General features: G+C 68.8%; 16 protein-coding genes. 7 read left to right on the top strand and 9 right to left on the bottom strand.

Going from position 1 to position 18774, the window contains the following annotated elements:
• Positions 1–12: 12 nt before the first annotated feature.
• Both BM333_RS12660 and BM333_RS12655 read left to right on the top strand, forming a co-directional pair.
• Positions 13–1038: a DUF3089 domain-containing protein gene (locus BM333_RS12660; protein ID WP_218151465.1), complete on the top strand. Its 1026-nt coding sequence runs from the start codon at positions 13–15 to the stop codon at positions 1036–1038.
• Positions 1035–1799 (top strand): SDR family NAD(P)-dependent oxidoreductase, encoded by a 765-nt coding sequence (locus BM333_RS12655; protein WP_092312253.1) that lies wholly within the window; start codon positions 1035–1037, stop codon positions 1797–1799. Before BM333_RS12660 ends, BM333_RS12655 begins: the two co-directional genes overlap by 4 nt.
• A 960-nt stretch (positions 1800–2759) precedes the next feature.
• On the opposite strand, the gene BM333_RS12650 is transcribed toward BM333_RS12655, so the two are convergent.
• The 4 genes from BM333_RS12650 to BM333_RS12635 form a co-directional block, all read right to left on the bottom strand.
• The gene (locus BM333_RS12650) at positions 2760–3011 is read right to left on the bottom strand and encodes a cysteine peptidase family C39 domain-containing protein (RefSeq protein WP_092312250.1); all 252 of its coding nucleotides are present in this window, start codon (positions 3009–3011) and stop codon (positions 2760–2762) included.
• 573 nt (positions 3012–3584) lie between these two features.
• The gene (locus tag BM333_RS12645; RefSeq protein ID WP_218151464.1) at positions 3585–4544 is read right to left on the bottom strand and encodes a hypothetical protein; all 960 of its coding nucleotides are present in this window, start codon (positions 4542–4544) and stop codon (positions 3585–3587) included.
• A gap of 23 nt (positions 4545–4567) precedes the next feature.
• Positions 4568–5518 carry a hypothetical protein gene (locus BM333_RS12640; protein WP_092312247.1) on the bottom strand — a complete coding sequence of 317 codons (951 nt, stop codon included), beginning with the start codon at positions 5516–5518 and terminating at the stop codon, positions 4568–4570.
• Between the two features lie 124 nt (positions 5519–5642).
• Positions 5643–6917 (bottom strand): ATP-grasp domain-containing protein, encoded by a 1275-nt coding sequence (locus BM333_RS12635; protein WP_092312244.1) that lies wholly within the window; start codon positions 6915–6917, stop codon positions 5643–5645.
• Positions 6918–7009: 92 nt separating this feature from the next.
• Between BM333_RS12635 and BM333_RS12630 the strand changes: the two genes are divergently transcribed.
• The 5 genes from BM333_RS12630 (at position 7010) to BM333_RS12610 (ending at position 11923) form a co-directional block, all read left to right on the top strand.
• A complete protein-coding gene (locus BM333_RS12630) occupies positions 7010–8191 on the top strand; it encodes an acetate/propionate family kinase (RefSeq protein WP_092312241.1) in 1182 nt (393 codons plus the stop codon).
• 165 nt (positions 8192–8356) lie between these two features.
• Positions 8357–8587 carry a DUF2933 domain-containing protein gene (locus tag BM333_RS16285; protein ID WP_092312238.1) on the top strand — a complete coding sequence of 77 codons (231 nt, stop codon included), beginning with the start codon at positions 8357–8359 and terminating at the stop codon, positions 8585–8587.
• Positions 8584–9231, top strand: coding sequence for a methyltransferase family protein (locus BM333_RS12620; protein WP_092312235.1), 648 nt, complete (start codon positions 8584–8586; stop codon positions 9229–9231). The genes BM333_RS16285 and BM333_RS12620 overlap by 4 nt, the downstream gene beginning before the upstream one ends.
• A gap of 24 nt (positions 9232–9255) precedes the next feature.
• Entirely contained in the window at positions 9256–11640 is a 2385-nt protein-coding gene (locus tag BM333_RS12615) for a heavy metal translocating P-type ATPase (protein WP_092312231.1), read from the top strand.
• Positions 11621–11923 carry a hypothetical protein gene (locus tag BM333_RS12610; protein WP_092312228.1) on the top strand — a complete coding sequence of 101 codons (303 nt, stop codon included), beginning with the start codon at positions 11621–11623 and terminating at the stop codon, positions 11921–11923. The genes BM333_RS12615 and BM333_RS12610 overlap by 20 nt, the downstream gene beginning before the upstream one ends.
• A gap of 8 nt (positions 11924–11931) precedes the next feature.
• Here BM333_RS12610 and BM333_RS12605 read toward each other — a convergent pair whose 3' ends face one another.
• The 5 genes from BM333_RS12605 to BM333_RS12585 form a co-directional block, all read right to left on the bottom strand.
• On the bottom strand, positions 11932–13449 hold the full coding sequence (locus BM333_RS12605; RefSeq protein ID WP_092312225.1) for a thymidine phosphorylase family protein: 1518 nt from the start codon (positions 13447–13449) through the stop codon (positions 11932–11934).
• Positions 13446–14804, bottom strand: a complete 1359-nt coding sequence (locus BM333_RS12600; RefSeq protein ID WP_092312222.1) for an MBL fold metallo-hydrolase RNA specificity domain-containing protein — start codon at positions 14802–14804, stop codon at positions 13446–13448. The genes BM333_RS12605 and BM333_RS12600 overlap by 4 nt, the downstream gene beginning before the upstream one ends.
• Before the next feature lie 2 nt (positions 14805–14806).
• A complete protein-coding gene (locus BM333_RS12595; protein WP_092312219.1) occupies positions 14807–17188 on the bottom strand; it encodes a phosphoketolase family protein in 2382 nt (793 codons plus the stop codon).
• A gap of 118 nt (positions 17189–17306) precedes the next feature.
• Complete coding sequence (locus BM333_RS12590; RefSeq protein ID WP_092312216.1) at positions 17307–17618, bottom strand: hypothetical protein; 312 nt, start codon at positions 17616–17618, stop codon at positions 17307–17309.
• Positions 17619–17693: 75 nt separating this feature from the next.
• Positions 17694–18686, bottom strand: a complete 993-nt coding sequence (locus BM333_RS12585; RefSeq protein WP_177221892.1) for a ribose-phosphate pyrophosphokinase — start codon at positions 18684–18686, stop codon at positions 17694–17696.
• Positions 18687–18774 lie beyond the last annotated feature (88 nt).

Here is an 18774-nt window from a genome sequence, read left to right as displayed (position 1 = left end):
CTCGATGCCACGGTGATCGCCCCGGACGGGGCGCTGTCGATCGAGCGCCACCGCCCCGCCGCTGACCCAGCCATCGACTGCTTCTACGTCTATCCCACCGTCTCGAACGACCCGACGTGGCAGTCCGACCTGCAGCCCGACGAAGCCGAGTACAGCGCCGTGCGGCTGCAGTTCGCCCGTTTCGGCGAGGTGTGCCGGCTTTTCGCGCCGCTCTACCGCCAGGGCACGCTTCGACGTCTGCGCGCGCCGGCGGGAGGCCCCGCGCCGCAGGGCGAACCGCCGCCCCCCGGCGTCGGGGGCTATGCCGACGTTCGCGCCGCGTGGCGCTGGTACCTGGCCCATGAGAACCGCGGCCGCGGCGTGGTTCTCATCGGCCACAGTCAGGGCGGAGCCATGCTGACCCGGCTGATCGCCGAGGAGATCGACGGCCAGCCGGCCCAGACGCGGCTCGTCTCCGCCCTGATCATCGGCGCCCCTGTCACGGTTCCCGCGGGCGCCGATGTCGGAGGCTCCTTCCGGTCGCTTCCACTCTGCCGTTCGGCCGGGCAGACCGGCTGCGTCGTCAGCTACGCCACCTACCGCGACCGCGTGCCCCCGCCGGCCGACGCCCGCTTCGGCCGCGCTCGCGAGGGTCTGAGGATCGCCTGCCTCAATCCGGCCAGACTCGCCGGCGGACCGGGACGCCCCCGCTCCTATTTCCTGACCCGGGGCTTCCTCAACGGCTCGGGCGGGACCGAACAGCCGGAGTGGCTGAAGCCGCCCCGCGACATCGCCACCGACTTCGTGACCACCCCGGGGCTCCTGACCACCGAATGCGTCCGCCGGGGCGAATTCGATTATCTGGAGCTGCGCGTGAACGCCGATCCGGCCGACCCCCGCGCCGATGATCTTGCCGGCCACATCGTGCGGGCCACGGGTCCTGATTACTCCTGGGGCCTGCACCTGATCGACATGGACCACGCCATGGGCAGCCTCGTCGATCTCGTCCGCGCCCAGGCGCAGGCGTATGGGGCCAGGCCTGGGGAGGATCGCCCATGAGCCTGTCGCCTCCGCCGTCGTTCCGGCTCGACGGGAAGCGGGCGCTCGTCACCGGAGCCGGGCGCGGCATCGGCGCCGCCGGCGCGGCCGTCCTCGCCCAGGCCGGGGCCCAGGTGACCCTGTGCGCCCGCAGCGGCGACGAAATCGAGGCGCGGGTGCGCGAACTGCGTGACGCCGGCCTCCAGGCCGACGGCTTCGTGCTCGACGTCACCGACACGGCGCGGGTGGGCGAGGAGATCGCCGCCCGGGGCCCGTTCGACATCCTGCTCAACAATGCCGGCGCCAACCGCATCCGGTCGATCGTCGAGGTCACGGAGGCCGACTTTCATGCGGTGCTTGACCTCAACCTGAAGGCGGCCCTGTTCGTGGCCCAGGCGGTGGCGCGCGGTCTGCTGGCCGCCGGCAAGCCGGGCTCGATCATCAATGTCTCGTCGCAGATGGGCCACGCCGGAGGGGCGGGCCGCTCGCTCTACAGCGCGTCCAAGTGGGCGCTGGAAGGCCTGACCCGCTGCATGGCGATCGATCTCGCCCCGGCGGGCATCCGGGTGAACACCCTCTGCCCCACCTTCATCGACACCGCCCTGACCCGACCGATCCTCGACACGCCTGGCACGCGCGAGTTCGTGCTCGGCCGGATCAAGTTCGGCCGGCTGGGCCGAATGGAGGAGCTTTCCGGCCCCTTGCTGTTGCTGGCCAGCGACGCGTCCAGCCTGATGACCGGGAGCTCGGTGTTGGTGGACGGGGGCTGGACGGCGGATTAGCGGGGAGCGCCCGGGGCTCGAGGCCGCCGTCGATGTCCGGGTTCCGGTACGGAAAGCTGATCGAGACGGCGTGAACGGAGCCTCGCCTGCCGACTGCTCCGGTCCGGAAAACGACAACGGCCCCACGATCGCTCGCGGGGCCGCTGAAATGTTGGGTGCGGGAGCTCGCACTGGTCACCATAGTATATCTGGGACCGTGGACGTTCCCGCGTGATGGGGAGCTCCGCTAGGCACCGCTTCCAGCGTTGCCGGCAAGGCGGAAAGACGCCATTCCTAGGCACGCTGGAAGCCGAACTCTACCGCCATACTTCTCGCTTGTCTGGGGCGACTTCAGGGACGCATCATGCGCAGGCAGTTCTGGTCGCGGTTGGGTCACCGTCCAGGGCGGCTGGAAGGCCCGGCTTTCCGCAACTCGAAATGATAGCGAGGCGCAGCGTGATTGAAACTGAGTCAAACATTCACGCTCCGTCTAACGCAGGGCGCTCGGTCACAGGTGTCCTCGCGACCAAAGATGACCTGGTGCGCATCGGCGACAAAATCGAATGGCTGACAAAATGGGCCATAGCTATTTGTGCCATGAGTTTGGCCGCGTGGACCGCGATAGCAGCTCAGCTGGTCGAACTCGCGGTCAGCTAACCGGGGCCATTCCTTGGCGGCGCGAAGCAGTACTGCTCCGCGCCAGGAGCGGTCATTCCCTGAGCGCCAAAAACACGACATCCAGATTGGCAGCCCCGCAGTCAAAATCGCGAAGCAGGACCCTACGGCCGCGGCTGATGAGCTGCGGCCCAGGCGCGGCGACGGGCTTCCGCTTCATCAGCGGTCTGGCCGCAAGCGCCGGCCGGACCACCCTTCCGCCAGCCGCCCGAGAGGCAGCCGCTGCGCCGGCTCGCCCGGCCGCTGGATCAGGACTTCGTCGTCCCGCACCGCTGCGATCAGGAAGAAGTTCCCGGACGCGTCCCGTCAGATGGCCGGCAGCGGGAGATCGAGAAGCCGCTCGACATCAACAGACGCCGACTTGGCGCGAGCCCCCAGACGTCTGGCCAGCCCGACGAGGTCAGCCTCGTCAGCCGGCTCGCCGTGGCCGAGCGAATGCCTCAGCTGTTCGGGAGCAGCAGGCATCTGGTGGAACGCCAGCAGCATGGCCAGACAGGCGAGGCCGGAATCCGCCTGACCGACGACCGTGCCGATGTCGGCGCTGCTCTGGTCCGTCACCTAAGCCCCCACTCGCCTTCTGCGAGTACCACGGAAAACACCGCGAGCAAGAGGCGAAGAGCCTCCATTGTCTGCGGCCAGACCATGTTGCCCTTATCGGCCGATTACAGGAATCCGCAACCGGACACGGCGAAGGTCAGAAGGCCGTCAGGAGCAGACCCACTGGATTTAGGCTCCGGCGCCTGCCCGACGTCATCAACGAAAGCCCCTCGCCGGAGGGCGCTCCCGCATGCCCGCCGCCCCTCACTCCCACTCGATCACTTGAAATTAAATAACTATTTGTTTTATCGGGATTTTCTTGTCGACAGCCTGGCTCAGGCCGATCAGAAGACCGGAAAAATCTAACGCCATTGAAAAGACTAGTGAAAACGGATGAAATAAAAAGTCGGTGATCCGGACATCTTTCGCGACCTATTGACAACGCCGGAGACCCTATCAGCAGCACATTCATAGCTGTTTACTTCGGTCGCAAGGTCGATTTCCGGGGTCCCCGGCCTCGCTTGTAGCACGGCTGACACTACAGTGAGTCTAGGCTTGCTATCAGCCCTGCTGGCCCACTGCGCCTTCGCGCATCTACGACCACACCTCCAATGGGGAGAGTGAAATAGCCCGCCGGGCTTCCAGGTCCGTCATGAACTCGGTCCAGCGGTCCCTGCCCATCCGCACCGAACTGTAGCCCGCGGCCATGGCGGAGAAGCGGGACAGCACGATCGCCAGATCGTCGATGAAGCCATCGACCAGGGTCGAGACAGACCTGCCGTAGGCGAGATAGATGGCGTCCCGATAGTTGGCCTTGCCGCGATAGCGGGACGCCTCGTGGAGGAAGCAGATGCTCTTTCGGACGAAGGCGGCGTCGCGCAGTTCCCGGGCGGCCTTGGTGCGAAAGTCCTCGACCTCCAAGGCTTTGAAGGCCGGGGAACTCCGGACCCGCTGCTCCTGGTTCCATCGTTCCCAGGCCGCGGTGCCGGACAGGTACTCCGCACTACACCCCCAAGCCTGTTCGAGCGTTGTTGGCGTGGTGGTCAACGAATACTGTCCGCGCGATCGGGGCGCCGCCAGTTCTGCGTCGGCGTCGGTCTTCTTCACACTGCTCAGTCGATCGGCGAAGGGCGGCATCGCCAGCTTGGGGTTGGCGAACTGCCGGTCCCACTGCAGGGCCGTCATCGCGTGAGTCTCCGGAAAGGACCCGTCTGCGGCCGCGATCATCGCCGAGGCCGCGCCGTAGACGCCATAGTACCAGGTCACGATGCCGACCCGGGCGACATCGGCCTTGTTCGGGACCGCCGTCAGGGCACGCAGGGCCGCGAGCTGATTGAGAGAGAAAAGGAGTTGCTCGAAGACCGAGTTAAGTTGCGGCTCGGCCAGGTCGCGTCGCTGGACGCGCTGGTAGAAGGTCCGCGCGTTCTGGAAATCCACCCCAAGTTCCGTAGTCAGGATCGCCAGGGCCTTCATCCAGTTGAGAGTCGACGGCAGCGCGAAAACCGCGTCGGGGATGTCCTTGGGCGTCTCCGTCAGCGTCCCGTGCTCGCGCATCCGAGCATAGAGCGAGGGCGCACTCACCAGCGGCCTTCCCGGATTTCGACATCGAACCCGTGGGTCACCGAGCCGAAGGTCCGCAGCGCGTCCCTTCTCGCCGTGTCGAGTTCAGCTGCCGCCGCCTCAGTTACCATGAATACGGGGCAGTCCTCCTGGCCGCAGTCGCAATGCCGCACGCCACCGTCGGCCAGCCGGGCCCTGAACAGCTCGCGCGTGAGGTCGAGCTTCTCGACGACGGTCGCCAACGTTGCCCGGACGGCGGCCGACCGGATGTGATGGCGTGACGGGATGCGCCGCACCTCAAGCCCTTCCCGCGTTCGCCACACGCCGGTGTTGAGCGCTTCGATGGTGTCGCTGATCGCCTGTTGGAAGGCCGGCAACTGGCTTTCACCCTGGAAGGGCGTGCGGAAGACGGGACGATCGAACACCGCCGCCATCAGCTGCAGTGCGTCATCGTCAGTCAGGTCCGGGAAATCGCCAATGAACCGGCGTAAATCCTCAGCGCCGTCGGGGAACGCCACGCCTTCCACGAACCGCCGCAACAGGAACTCGGCGTCATGGCGCAGATGCTCCTCGAACTCGCCGCCCGACCAGGCGTCGGCGTGCGTTACGCCGAGCGACCGGCCAAAGATTCTGACGTGGTCCCGTCGCTCCGACGAGATGTTGGCGCGACAGATGAAGCGTATGGCGTCGGGCTTTCCGGTCGGGGCATCGGCGGGCCGCCGCATGTCCCGTTCGGCCTTGGTCTTGGTGAGGCTGCTGCGATTGACGCACTGCACGACGGTTCGGCGATTAGGTTCATCATCGAAGACCTGCGTCCCGATGATGTCGCGGCCCAAGTCACTCCCTGTCTGGCCGTGCCAGGCGACATCGACCCAGCCCGCCCGCAGCAGGTAGGCGAAGACCAGGCGCTCGAAATCCACGCCGCCGAAGTCTTCGAAATGGATCGGCTTGACCACTGTTGTCGGCATCGCACTCACCCGTCTGGAAAGACGGGCGAGGCTCGGACACCTCGCCGATGATGGCAACTGGGAGTTGCCGCAACGGTCGACTTAAGGGCTGGGCTTACCGCCCGCATCCCCTCCGTCGCCGCCCCTACGCCGCATAGACCGGCGCGAAACCGCCGCCGGGAGTCCTGAAGTTGGTGGTCTGGCCCTGATAGAGGCGGGCGGCGGCAAGAAGGGGCCTGGCTCGGTAGGTGTAGAGGCGGACGTCCAGCTTCAGAGACCGCACCTCGCCGTCCACGCGGAGCCGGCGCTCACCGGGCGGGGCAACCTCCTGGGCGATGTAGCCGCCCTTGCTCACATGCGCCCAAACCCCGCGGGTGATCTTGTCGCCACGGTAGACCGCCTTGCCGCCGTGCCCGCCCGCGGGCTTGAAGAAGAACTGCTTGCGGTCGGCCCACATCGCTTCAGCGTTTTCCTTGGTCACGAGAATGGTTCTCGGAATCGCCGCCAGCGCCCGCTCGTGTCGATCCGGAAGCGCCAACGCGCGCACAGCCGCCGGGTCGGAAAGCAGCACCAGGTTCCGCTTGTCGGCCAGCAGAGCGTGATTTCGGGCGTTCGGCGTCACCACCACCGCCCCATCGAGGTAGGCGTCACGAAACGGTCGGTGGTCTTCCGCCTCGAAAGCGAAATCCACGAGCCGGTTGTAGACCAGGTCGATCGCACGACCCCGGTGCGACAGCCGGCCGCCGGCGTGGTCGAACTCCGTCGGATCGGCGATCACCGCCTCGACCCCGCGCCGTTCGAACAGCGACTTCGCCAGCAGGAACTCCGGATAGAGGTACTGCTCCGTCGGCCTGTCGTCGACAATGGCGATCAGGCCGGGCTGCCCAGCCCTCCCTTGCGACGCCCATTCGTCGAGGAACATGCGCCAGACCGCCGCCTCGAACGCTCCGGACCCGTCAACCGGAAAGGCCTCTCTCACCTCGCGACAGCAAGCGCTCTGCGCCCGCGCCAGGATGGCGTTGAGGAAGGCGCCGCCGGCGTTGGTGTTGATCTCGATGAGCCGCGGCCCGTCGTCGCCCAGATGGAAGTCGTACCCCATGAAGGCGCCGCGAGGGCCAAAATCCCGCCGAGCGATCTCGGGCGCCCAGCTCAGCACCTGCTCCTGGTAGCTTGGGGTCTCGGCCGCCGCTTCCAAGGCCTCCACGACCACGGTCATAGCCGCGAGGTCCTCTTTGGAGACGAAGACGGGCGCGTTCGAGAATAGATGCGGACGCTCGGAAAGCAGGGCGTCGATCAATTGCGGATCTGAGGTTTCGCGGCGAAGGGCGGTCTCGAGCGCCGGCCGTTCGAGCGTGATGCAGAAACACGCCCGATTGAGCACCTCGTCCCGGCTCGGCCGACCGGCGTCGTCGTGCGTCATGCGACGTCCTCTTCCCTGTCTTCACAAACCCCGGCCCAGGAACGAACCTGCTTGTCCGGGTTCGTAAACCGAGCCGTCGAGTCGGAGCGACAGTGGCTGGTCTGATCCTCGCCATCAATGCCGGTTCATCCAGCCTGAAGTGCGCCCTCCATGACGAGCTCGGCGAACGGCGGGTCTGGAGCGCCTCCGTCGCTGGACTGGCCGGCGAACCGCGCCTGAGCGTCCGGCGGGAAGACGCGACAGAGTCTCGGCACGAGCCGCTCTCAGGCGGGCCGATGTCGGCCTCGCGAGCTCTGGACCTGCTGCTCGAGCGCCTGCGCGCCGCGAAGCGGCTCGGAGAGATCACGGCGGTCGGGCACCGGATCGTGCATGGCGGTCGGGACTATTTCGAACCCACCCCGTTGGACGGACGGGTGCTGGCGAACCTGCGGCGGCTTGCGCCGCTGGCCCCAGCGCATCAAGAGGTCAATATCGCCTGCGTCGAGACGGCCATGGCGGCGATCCCCGGCGTTCCGCACCTGGGATGCTTCGATACGGCCTTCCATCACTCCCAGCCCCGGCTTGCGCGCCTCTACGCCCTGCCCCGCGCCCTCAGCGGCGACGGCGTGATGAGCTACGGCTTTCACGGCTTGTCTTTCGCCTGGATCGCGCAGGCGCTGCAGACGGTCCTCGGCGAGCGGGCGGGCGGCCGGACCATCGTCGCCCACTTGGGCTCCGGAGCTAGCCTCTGCGCGCTCCATGACGGGCGCAGTATGGCCACGACCATGGGGATGACGCCCCTGGATGGGCTGCCGATGAGCACCCGCAGCGGCGCGCTTGATCCGGGCGTGGTCCTGCATCTGATTAGCGATCGGGGCCTGTCGCCCGACGCGGTCGCCGATCTGCTCGCCCACCACTCCGGCCTGCTGGGCGTCTCCGGCCTTTCCGGGGACATGGAGGTCCTGCTGGACAGCGGCGCCTCGGAAGCCCGCGAGGCGGTGGACCTGTTCGTCTACCGCGCCGGTCGCGCCATCGGCTCCCTCGCCGCCGCGCTGGGCGGCCTGGACACCCTGGTGTTCACCGCCGGCATCGGAGAGAACTCGCCGGAGATCCGGCGGCGGATCTGCGCGGCCGCGGGCTGGCTCGGCGTCCGCCTGGACGAGGCCCGGAACACCGCAGGCGACCGACGCATCAGCGCCGGAGACTCGGCCGTCAATGTGCTTGTGCTCCCCACAGACGAACAGTCGATGATCGCCCGCCTTGCCGGCGACTGGCTCCGTCGAAACCGAGGGTGAATTCCGCTTCCGCCAGGGGCCGCGGCGGGGGCAATTTCGGTTTGCGTCAGATCAAGGCGGCCCGTGGGGTCCCGGTTCAGCCTGCGTCGAGGGAGGTGCCGCTGCGGACACCCTGGCGAGGGGCTCACCGTTTCGCTGCGTATCCTTTGGAGGGAGGGCCTTGAGATGAGGACGAACCTGGGACTGGCGGCGAAGGTCGTGATCGGGCTCTTCGCCCTGACGCTCCTGGCCCTGCTGGCCTTCGAACATCGAATGCACCTGCTGGGATGGGCGCCTCTGCTGCTGCTCCTCCTCTGTCCGCTCATGCACTTCACGATGCATGGGCGACATGGCTCGCACGGGGGCCATGCACAGGCCCCCCGCGCTCAAGACCCCGACAGCGGGCGCGCACCATGACCCAGACACCCCAAGCCTACGGCCTCTGGTCCCTGGTGATCGTCAATTCCGTCCTCTTCATTTTCTTCGCGCTCAGCTTCTTCAAGCCGCGGACGAGCCTCGACTGGCGGGCGTTCGGCGCCTTCAGCGCCTTCATCGTGGCGCTCTTCACCGAGATGTACGGCTTTCCGCTCACCATCTACCTGCTGTCGGGCTGGCTGCAGACGCGGTTCCCGGGCGTCGATTGGCTGTCGCACGATGCAGGCCACCTGCTGGAGATGACCATCGGCTGGAAGGCCAACCCCCACTTCGGCCCGTTCCACATCCTCAGTTTCGTCTTCATCGGCGGGGGCTTCTGGCGGATTTCGACCGCCTGGTCCGTGCTCTACCGGGCCCAGAAGGAGGGCGTGCTGGCGTCCACCGGCCCCTACTCGCGGATGCGTCATCCTCAGTACGTCGGCTTCGTGCTGGTGATGTTCGGCTTCCTGTTGCAGTGGCCGACCCTCCTGACCCTGATCATGTTCCCGATCCTGGTCGTGACCTACTGGCGGCTGGCGTTGGCCGAGGAGAAGGCCGTGCTGGCGGAGTTCGGCGACGCCTACCGCCGCTACAAGGCCGTCACGCCGGCGTTTCTACCTCGACTGGGCGCGCCCGCGGCCGCCTGACCCGCCTTCCGTCCAGGAGTTCCCTTGCGCACCGCGACCGTCGACGTCACCAGCTTCAGAACCCCGCTCGATCCCCTCGTGGTCGAAAAGAAACTCCGCGCCTTGCCGGGTGTCGCCCAGGTCGCGGCGAACTTCGCCTCGGCCTCGGCGACCGTCACCTACGACGAGTCCAGGACGAGCGTCGCGGCGCTGCGCCAGGCGGTGCGCGATTGTGGTTTCCATTGCCGGGGCGAGGTCCTCCCCCGCCACGTCTGCGCGCCGGACGCCGACACCGCCCCGCCGGCGCTCGTCCACGCTGCGTCGCATCACGACCACGCCGCGCACGGACCCCGGACGGCGAAGGGCGGCGACGCCCACTCGGCCCATGACGACATGGGTCACGGCCCCGGCGCCGACATGCAGGCGATGGCGCGGGACATGCGCAATCGCTTCCTGATCAGCCTGCTGTTCACGATCCCGATCTTCTTCCTGGCCCCCATGGGCATGGACTTCATGAAGATGGAGCCGCCCTTCGGCCTGCCGCTCGAGCCGACCTTGTTCGTGCTCGCCAGCGCCGCGATCCTTTATCCGGGTTGGCCCTTCTTCGTGGCGGCAGTTCGGGCGCTGCGCCGCGGCGCCCTCAACATGGCCGTCCTCGTCCTGCTCAGCGTGGGCACGGGCTATCTCTTCAGCATCGGCTCGACCTTCTTCTACGACGCGCCCCAGTTCTATGAAGCCTCCGCCCTGCTGCTGGTGTTCATCCTTCTCGGCCATTGGCTTGAGATGCGGGCGAGGGCCGGCGCATCCGAGGCCATCCGCCATCTGATGGACCTCGCGCCGCCGACGGCCCGGGTGCGGCGGAACGGAGTCGAGATCGAAATCGCGACCTCGGCAGTGATCGTCGGCGACGAGGTCATCGTGCGGCCCGGCGGCAGGATCCCCGTCGACGGGACCATCGAGGACGGCCGTTCGGACATCGACGAGTCCATGCTGACCGGAGAATCCCTGCCCGTCGCCAAGGCGGTCGGCGACACCGTGGTCGGCGGCTCGATCAACGGCGCCGGGGCGTTTCGCTATCGCGCCACCCGGATCGGGGCGGACACCGCCCTCGCCCAGATCGTCAAACTGGTCCAGGAGGCCCAGAACTCCAAGGCCCCGGCCCAGTTGCTCGCCGATCGCGCGTCGCAATGGCTGGTGCTGGCGGCGATCGTCATCGGCCTCCTGACCTTCTCCATCTGGTTCTGGGTGATCGGCCAGTCGCTGCTGTTCGCCATGACCCTGACGATCACCGTCTTCGTTATCGCCTGCCCGGACGCCTTGGGCCTCGCCACCCCCATGGCGGTCATGGTTGGCACCGGCCTCGGGGCCCAGAACGGAATCCTCATCAAGGACGCCGCGGCCCTCGAGGAGTCGGTCAAGCTGGATGTCGTGGTCTTCGACAAGACCGGCACTCTGACCATGGGCGCGCCGAAGGTGGTGCAGGTCGTGCCCGCCGCCGGGCTCGACGAGACGGCCCTGCTCACCCGGGCCATCGCCATCGAGCAAGGCTCCGAGCATCACATCGCCAAGGCGGTGCGCGAGCGCGCCGCGGGTCTGCCGGTGGCGGTCGCCACGGACTTCCAGTCCTTCGGCGGCAAGGGCCTGATGGCGACCGTCGAGGGCCGTCAGCTGCTGTCCGGCAACCGCATCCTGATGGCCGAGCACGGCGTCGATCTCGGCGATCTCGCCGCCGAGTCCGAGCGCCTGCAGGGCGCCGGCCGCACCGTCGTCCATATCGCCGAGGAGGGCCGGATCATCGGCCTGATCGCCGTCGCCGACGCCGTGCGTCCCACCGCGCGTCAGACGATCGAGGCGCTCCAGGCGCTGGGGGTCAAGGTGGCGATGATGACCGGCGACAACCTCGGCACCGCCAAACGCATCGCCGATGAATTGGGGATCGACATCGTCCTGGCCGAGGTACTGCCGGGCGACAAGGCCGCGAAGGTCAAGGCGCTGCAGGACGAAGGAAACAAGGTCGGCATGGTCGGCGACGGCGTCAACGACGCGCCGGCCCTCACCCAGGCCGACGTCGGCTTCGCCATCGGCGCGGGGACAGATGTGGCGATCGAGAGCGCCGATGTCGTGCTGATGCGCTCCGACCCGGCCGACGTGGTCAAGGCGATCGCCCTCTCCCGCGCCACCCTGCGCAAGATGCACCAGAACCTCTGGTGGGCCGTCGGCTACAATGTCATCGCCTTCCCGTTGGCGGCCGGCGTCTTCTATCCGTTCACCCTCAGTCCGGAGATCGCCGCCCTGGCCATGTCCGGCAGTTCGGCCCTGGTCGCCATCAACGCCCTGTTGCTGAAGCGGACGCGGCTCGGGCCCCGGGCGCATGTCCGCCAGGGACATCCGCATCAAGACGGAGCGGCCCATGGCCAAGCCAGCGCCTGACGTCGCCCTGGCCCGGCGGGCGAAGGCCCTCGACACCCTCTCGGTTGTCGGCGCGGCGCCCGCCGGCCTCGGCTTGGGCGCGCTGGCGGCGGGCGTTCTGAAGACCGCCGCGGCCCAGCCGTTCGCCGTCGGCCTGTTCGCCCATCTCGGGGCGATGACGGCCCGGCGCAGGCTGGACGCAGATCGGCCGGCCGCGTGGTGGGAAGAGGCGCTCTACTGGGGCTGCTGGGCGGCGATCCTCCCCTTGGCGGGCTACCTGGCCCTCGTCTGGTTGACGGTCTAGCTCCGCCGTCAGGCCTCGATCTCCACGAGATCCAGGTTCGCCGCGGCGTAGTCCAGGGCGTAGGCGAGCTCGCGCGGCGTCTGGGCATGGACCGTCAGCAAGGGGTCCCCAGCCGCGATCTCCTGGCCAAGGCGAACTTCCACCGCCAGCCCCGCCGCCTTGGCGTCCGGCGCGCCGGCGAGCTTCGCCAACCGGGCGACCTTGCGGTTGTTGATGTGGACGACGCGGCCGGAGCGGGTCGCCGCAAGCGGCCGCCGGAGGGCGGCGGCAGGCGGAACCCGCAGCCCGCCCTGGGCCTCACAGATCCGCTGGAACTTCGACCATGCGCGCCCGTCGGCGAGCGCTTGCGCGGCGGCTCCGAAGCCGTCGCCTTCGGCCGCGGCGCCCGCCAGCTCCAGCACGGCGCCGGCCAGGGTGCAAGCCCGGCGCCGCAGGTCGTCGGGCGCGTCTGGATCGTTCTGCAGGACCGCGAGAACATCCAGCGCCTCCAGCGCCGGTCCCACGCCCCGCCCGACCGGTTGGGAGCCGTCGCTCTGCAGGCAGACGGCCGTGAGGCCGAACCGCGAGGCGGTCTCGACCAGGCGCTCGCCCAAGGCGCGGCCCGCTTCCTCGCTCCGGACTTTGGCGGTCGGGCCGACCGGGATGTCGAGAACGACGTGGGTGGAACCCGCCGCGATCTTCTTTGACAGCACCGAGGCGATCAGCTGGCCTTCGGTGTCGATGTCCAGCACCCGCTCGACGCGGATGAAGATGTCGTCCGCCGGACTGAGACGGACCGCGCCGCCCCAGGCCAGGCATCCCCCTTCGGCTTCCACCACCCGGCGCATCGCCGGAATGTCGAGATCGACCTTGGTCAGGGTTTCCATCGTGTCGGCCGTGCCCGCCGGCGAGGTGATGGCGCGCGACGAGGTCTTCGGCATGGTCAGGCCGAGGGCCGCCACGATGGCGACGACGATCGGCGTAGTGCGATTGCCCGGAAGGCCGCCGATCGAGTGCTTGTCGACCACAATCGGAGCGTTCCACGACAGCCGGTCTCCGGCCTCGATCATCGCTTGGGTCAGGTGGGAGGTCTCGTCGCCATCAAGCGGCCAAGCCGCGGTCGCGGTCAGGAAGGCCGAAAGGTGGATTTCGCTGTAGCGGCCGGCGACGACGTCGCGCACGATCCCGGCCATGGCCTCCGCGTCGAGGCGATGGCCGTGGATGCGCCGGCGAACACTCGATAGCGACTCCAGCGTCGGCGGATGGCTGACGTGGATGGGATCGCCCTCCTGAACGCCCAGCAGCGTCCAGGCCGCCTCCGACAGGGCCGCTTCGTCCGGAGCCAGCAAGGCGTCGCCATCGACCTGGAAGAGAGTCGCCTGGACCGCCCTGTCCCCCGCTGCGAGCAGCACCTGCGATCGGGCGGCCAGGCCCTCGGAGCGGCAGACGTGGCAGTCGCTCCGCATGATCACCACCGGCTCGTGCTGCGTATGCAGCCGCAGCCGGCGGGCTTTCAGCGTCGGCGCGCGATCGGCCAACCCGGTCAAAGTTCGAACACCTGGCCTTGAAGGGGAACCGACGCCTGCCAACCGAGGTCACGGTCGATCCTCACCCGGAGCGCCTCCGAGGCGGAAGCCTCGCCGTGCACGATGAAGGTCTCTCTGGGTGGCCGCTCGAAGCCTCCGAGCCAGCGCAGGATTTCGTCGGCGTCGGCGTGCGCCGAGAGCATGGGCAAGTCGGCGACCTCGGCCTGCATCGGGACCCACTGGCCGTGGATTTTTAACTCCCGGGCTCCGTCGGCCAAAGCCCGGCCGCGGGTGCCGGCGGCCTGGAAGCCGGAGATGACGATGGTGTTGCGCCGGTCGGGTCCCAAAGACTTGAGATGGTGGAGCACCCGGCCGCCGGTCGCCATGCCGCTGGCGGAGATGATGACCTTGGGCACGGTGTTGGTCATGATGGCCTTCGAGTCCTCGACATCGCGGGTGTAGGTGGCGACGGCGCAGACCGCCTCGCACACCTCCGGCGGCAGGCGGTGGTCTTCGCGATAGGCGTGCAGCAGGGCCGTGGCGTCGATGGCCATGGGGCTGTCGAGATAGACCGGGATCAGGCCGAGCCGGCCGGCCTGCTTCAGGCGCCACAGATGATAGAGCAGCGACTGCGCCCGACCGATCGCGAAGGCCGGAATGATCACGCTGCCGCCGCGCGCGGTGGTGCGCTCGATCACCTGGCCGAGGCTCTCGGTGGGGTCGCTGCGTTCGTGCAGGCGATTGCCATAGGTCGACTCCACGACGAGGTAATCCGCCTGCGGGACCAATTCCGGGTCGACCATCACCGGGTCGTCGTAGCGCCCCAGGTCGCCGGAAAACACGACACGGCGGCCGCCCCATTCGATCTCCGCCGTCGCGGCGCCGAGGATATGGCCGGCGCGGCGCAGCGTCAGCCTCGCGCCGGCGGGCAGGTCGATCGGCGTGTGGGTCGCGACCGGCGAGAAGAACTCCATGGCCCGCTCGGCGTCGCGCAGGCCGTAGAGCGGCAAGGCCGGCTTGTGTTTCGAAAAGCCCTTGCGGTTGGCGTACTCGGCGTCCTTCTCCTGCAGGTGACCACTGTCCTTCAGGATCAGTTCGGCCACCTCCCGGGTGGCCCGCGTGGAGACGATCGGCCCGCGAAAGCCATCGCGGACCAGCTTGGGCAAGTAACCGGAGTGGTCGAGGTGGGCGTGGGTCAGCACGACCGCGTCGATCGAGGCCGGATCGACGGGAAGCTTCGCCCAGTTCAGCTCACGCAGGTTCTTCAGCCCCTGGAACAGGCCGCAGTCGACGAGGATGCGGCGGCCATCGTGCTCCAGCAGGTGCTTCGAGCCGGTGACGGTCCCGGCTCCGCCCAGCGAGGTGAGGGTCAGCATCTTCAGGTCTCCATGGTCGAAAGGGCGGCCGGATCGCCGCGCCCGTCGAGGGCGGCCCGCTCCGGGCCCGTGAACAGATCGTCCCGCGCCCAGCCGCACAGGCCAGCCGCCGCGTCCACGGCGTGCGCCCAAGTGCAGCGGTTGGCGAACAGCAGGCCGGCGACATCGAGCGTTCCGCCGCGGCTGATGTAGCCCAGCGCCGTGGTCGAGCCTGGTCCGCCGTCCAGGCGGCGCAGCAGGCCCAGCATCGGCTCGGGCCGGGTGTGGCTGAGGATCACACGCGGCAGCGACGGGGGGAAGAACTCGGCCAGCCTCGCATCATCGACCGTCTGCGCGGCCTCGAGCGGATCCCGGGGCGCGCGGAAGCGGCCCGGCTCGATCAGAGCGGTGACGCAGGCCTGGCGCCCGCGCGCCTGCAGCCGCTCGGCCGCCTTCAGCGCTTCCTCGGCCTGGTAGGCGCCGATGGCGACGAACTGGATCTCGGCCTCGCGCGGGTCGCCGGCGAGATGGGCCGCGCCCGTCCGGACCAGCGCCTCCGCCTCGGCGCCGGTGAAACGGTGCGACATGGCCCGCTTGGGCGCCACCACGCAGGCAATCTGGCCGCGGCGGCCATAGACGTCCTTAAGGGCGGCGACGGCGCTGTTCGCGTCGACCGGGAACAGCACCCGGGCGGCGTCCGACATCTCGCCCAGCAGCGCCTCGCCGATCGTGGGATCCTGGTGCGACTGCTCATTCTTGGCGTTCTCCCAGGTGTGGGAGGTTACGATCAGGGGCACGGAGATCCACCCCGGCCCCTGGTCGAGTTCGCGCTGATGCCGGGCGAAGATGATCTCCTGGCGCAGGCCGCCGAGCATCTTCATCGCGAACGCCTCGTAGCTCACGATCAGGTTCAATCCGCCCTTGTTGCCAAGGGCCGCGCCGGCCACCGCCTCCTCGTTAAGTGCGGTGATGACGCCGCCAGCGATCGCTTCGGGGGTTCCGCGTTCGGGCGTGTTGACGCGGTGGCGGAGACGCTCGAGCGTCCGCCCCATGTGATTGCTGCGCAGTTCGTCGGGATTGCCCACCCGCACGCGCAGGGCCGGGTTCGCTTCCACAAGTTCCACGAACCAGCCGTCGATCGCCTCCATGGCGCAGCCCGGCGCGGCGTCCGGCTGGGCCCAGCTCGGCTGGGGCAGGATCGGGGCGGGCGGATGGCGCACTGCGGCCGGGTGCCGGCTTTCCAGGGAGCGGCCTTGCGCCTCGTGGGTGGCCAGCGCGCCGACGGCGTCTTCCAGAACGGCGGGCGGCACGAACAGAACCCGGGCCGCGTCATGAAAGGCCTTGCGCGCAACCCTGTCGTCGCGGGGCGTCGCCGCCAGCGGAAGATTGTGCGCCGGGTTCGTGCCCGCGCCTGGAAGGCCGAAGCCCTTGACGGTCTCGGCGATCACATAGGGCATCGCCGCCGGATACCGGCGAGACGGGTCGGCGGCGAAGCGGGTCAGGCGCTCCTCGGCTTCGAGAACGGCCCAGGCGATGGCGGCGGGATCGCGGCCGTCCACCACAAACGGATCGAAGCCGCTCAGGCGGAGGTGGGCCGCCAGCCAGGCGGCGCCGCCTTCCTGGGCGATCTGCGTACGCTCCTCGATGCGGCGGCCATTGAGGATCATCACCGGGATCGTCAGGCCGCAGTCGTCGGCGCGCCACCAGCGGGGCGACCAGTCCGAGCCCCTCTGCTCCTCGAAGGCCCCGTCGCTCAGGAAGGCGACGAGACTCTCGCCCGGCAGAGGCATGTGGACGTACTGGACCTCGGCGAACCCGAGGTAGCCGCCCTCCGAGATCGCCCCGGCGGTGTTGGCGCCGGAATGGCTGCCGATCGGGACCGCCGGTCGACCGTCTGGCCCGATGGCGTAGGAATAGAAGTCGGCCACCAGGCGGGAAAGTCCCTCCTCGCTGCGGTCGTAGCGACCGCGCTGCGCCGGCGAGACGTCGCCGGTCAGGGCGTTGACGGCCTCTATCGCGGCCACGCAGTGGCCCTGCCCCATCACCCAGGAGCGGGTGACGCCAGAAAGCGCGTTGGCGACCAGATAGCCGACGAAGGCCGGGACCATGTTGAGGGAGCCGCCGGTATGACCTTCCGGCCGTGGTTTGAAGGCCTCGGCCGGCAGGTCGGCGCCCGTCAGGTCGACGCGCCGCGCATAGGTCATGTGGGCGACCATCCACATGCCGGCGCTGGTCAGGCGGTCGGCCGCGGCGAGCAAGCGGTAAAACCGGTCGAGGCCGGCTTCGTCGCGGTGACACAGACGCTCGGCGAGGGCCTCGATCCGGCCGACGGTCTCCGGCGCGTGGCGGATGACCCCGTAGCCCGCGGCCCAGGCTTCGAACGCGGCGGATCGGGTCGGCGGCATGTTCGCACCCCAGGATGGGCCGCTCGGGGAGGCCCGGGCGGCTCGTAAAGAACTACGGCCGCGCGACGGCCTCCCCCTCGCACGTGGTGACGAGATCGGAGGGTCGGGGCCTTTGGCGCTATTTCTCGGCGTCGGCGGCCTTGGCCTTCGCCATCAGGGCCTCACACTCGCGGTGCTGCCGATCCATCTCGGCTTCCGACAGGGGCTTGGGCGGCGTCGCGGCCCCGGTCTTGTCACGCAGGTGATCGTGCCGCTGGCGCGGCTCCATGCCCGCGGCCACCACTGCCTTGCACCGTTCGTGCCTCTGGGCGGCGGTCTCCGGCTGCGCGGCCCGCGGCGTGATGGACGGGGCGAGGTCCTGGTTCTGGGCGAGGGCCTGGCCGGCGGTCAGAGAGCCGGCCAAGGCCAAGGCGAGGAAGAGCGTGCGCATCGGTGTCGTCTCCTTGGATGCCCGATCTTTCAGGCCCGGCTCGGGGTGCGCATTGCGTTGGATCAAGGGGGGTGTTCACCCGCCCGTCGTCCAGCCGGGCGGATCGCTGGCGGGGAAGGATTCGACGCCGGCCAGTTCGACGGGGTCGACCGGTTCCGGCGGCCGCCGGCGACGCACCGGCCCCTCCGCCTCCCCGCCGCGCGCGAGCGCCGCCGACACCAGGGGCGCAAGCGGGATGGCGTTGCTTGGATGGGGAACCGAGTCGGTCGACACGATACGCCCGGCGACGGCCGACAACTGGTCGTAGGCGTCCGCGGCGAACACGCCGTGCACGACGGCGCAGACCGGGCGCGCCAGACCTTGCGCGGGCAACTGCCGGGCGGCTTCGATCAGGGTGCGTCCGGACGAGGCGATGTCGTCAATCAGCACCGGTCTTCGGGCGCGGAAGCGGGAAAGATCGGGGACGGCGATCTCGACGTCGCGGTCTCCATGCCGGATCTTGCGCAGGACGACGTGTGGGGCGCCCACCCGCGCGGCGACGGCGGAGACCCACTGTTCGCTTTCCTCGTCGGGGCCGATGATCAAGGGGTCGCGGACCTCCGCCGCGATCCAGTCCGCGAGCACCGATGCCGCATGCAGCACCTGGCCGTCGATGTCATAGAGGTCGGAAAGGGCCCTGTAGCGGTGCAGGTGCGGGTCGATCGTGGTCAGCCGGTCGAAAGTCGCGCTGACCAGCCGGGCGAAGCTTCGCGAGGTGATCGCTTCACCGGGCTTGAAGCGCCGGTCCTGGCGCATGTAGGCGAGGTAGGGGGCGACGAGATTCACCTCGGTCGCGCCGAGGTCGCGCGCGGCGTCCGCGGCGAAGATGAGCGGCAGGAAGGCGTCATCCGGCCGCGCCAGGGTGCAGACGATCTCGACGCCGCAGCCACGCACGTCCGAAAGAATCCGGACATAGCTCTCCCCGTCCGGGAAGCGGCGGGTCTCCAATTCGCCCAGCCGCCATCCGCCGGCCGCCGCCAGGTTGGCCGCGAAGGTTTCATTGCCGGGCATCGGCAGGATCACACGCATCAGCGCCTCGCGAAGACCGATGAAGGGCTCGGACGGAATTCCGGGGCCCCAAGACTCCTTACGCGGGTCCAGAGTGCCTCCCCTTGCG

This window comes from Brevundimonas viscosa (assembly GCF_900116065.1).
GTDB classification, from domain to species: domain Bacteria; phylum Pseudomonadota; class Alphaproteobacteria; order Caulobacterales; family Caulobacteraceae; genus Brevundimonas; species Brevundimonas viscosa.
Note: the sequence above shows the minus strand (reverse complement) of the source record. Positions and strands in the feature narration are given on the sequence as shown.

Bases quoted from the DNA above. Each gene is read 5' to 3' on its own strand.
- BM333_RS16285 (WP_092312238.1), top strand. From the start codon at position 8,357: ATGAGGACGAACCTGGGACTGGCGGCGAAGGTCGTGATCGGGCTCTTC.
- BM333_RS12655 (WP_092312253.1), top strand. From the start codon at position 1,035: ATGAGCCTGTCGCCTCCGCCGTCGTTCCGGCTCGACGGGAAGCGGGCG.
- BM333_RS12585 (WP_177221892.1), bottom strand. From the start codon at position 18,686: ATGCGTGTGATCCTGCCGATGCCCGGCAATGAAACCTTCGCGGCCAAC.
- BM333_RS12620 (WP_092312235.1), top strand. From the start codon at position 8,584: ATGACCCAGACACCCCAAGCCTACGGCCTCTGGTCCCTGGTGATCGTC.
- BM333_RS12595 (WP_092312219.1), bottom strand. From the start codon at position 17,188: ATGCCGCCGACCCGATCCGCCGCGTTCGAAGCCTGGGCCGCGGGCTAC.
- BM333_RS12640 (WP_092312247.1), bottom strand. From the start codon at position 5,518: ATGCCGACAACAGTGGTCAAGCCGATCCATTTCGAAGACTTCGGCGGC.
- BM333_RS12610 (WP_092312228.1), top strand. From the start codon at position 11,621: ATGGCCAAGCCAGCGCCTGACGTCGCCCTGGCCCGGCGGGCGAAGGCC.
- BM333_RS12590 (WP_092312216.1), bottom strand. From the start codon at position 17,618: ATGCGCACGCTCTTCCTCGCCTTGGCCTTGGCCGGCTCTCTGACCGCC.
- BM333_RS12600 (WP_092312222.1), bottom strand. From the start codon at position 14,804: ATGCTGACCCTCACCTCGCTGGGCGGAGCCGGGACCGTCACCGGCTCG.
- BM333_RS12645 (WP_218151464.1), bottom strand. From the start codon at position 4,544: ATGCGCGAGCACGGGACGCTGACGGAGACGCCCAAGGACATCCCCGAC.
- BM333_RS12635 (WP_092312244.1), bottom strand. From the start codon at position 6,917: ATGACGCACGACGACGCCGGTCGGCCGAGCCGGGACGAGGTGCTCAAT.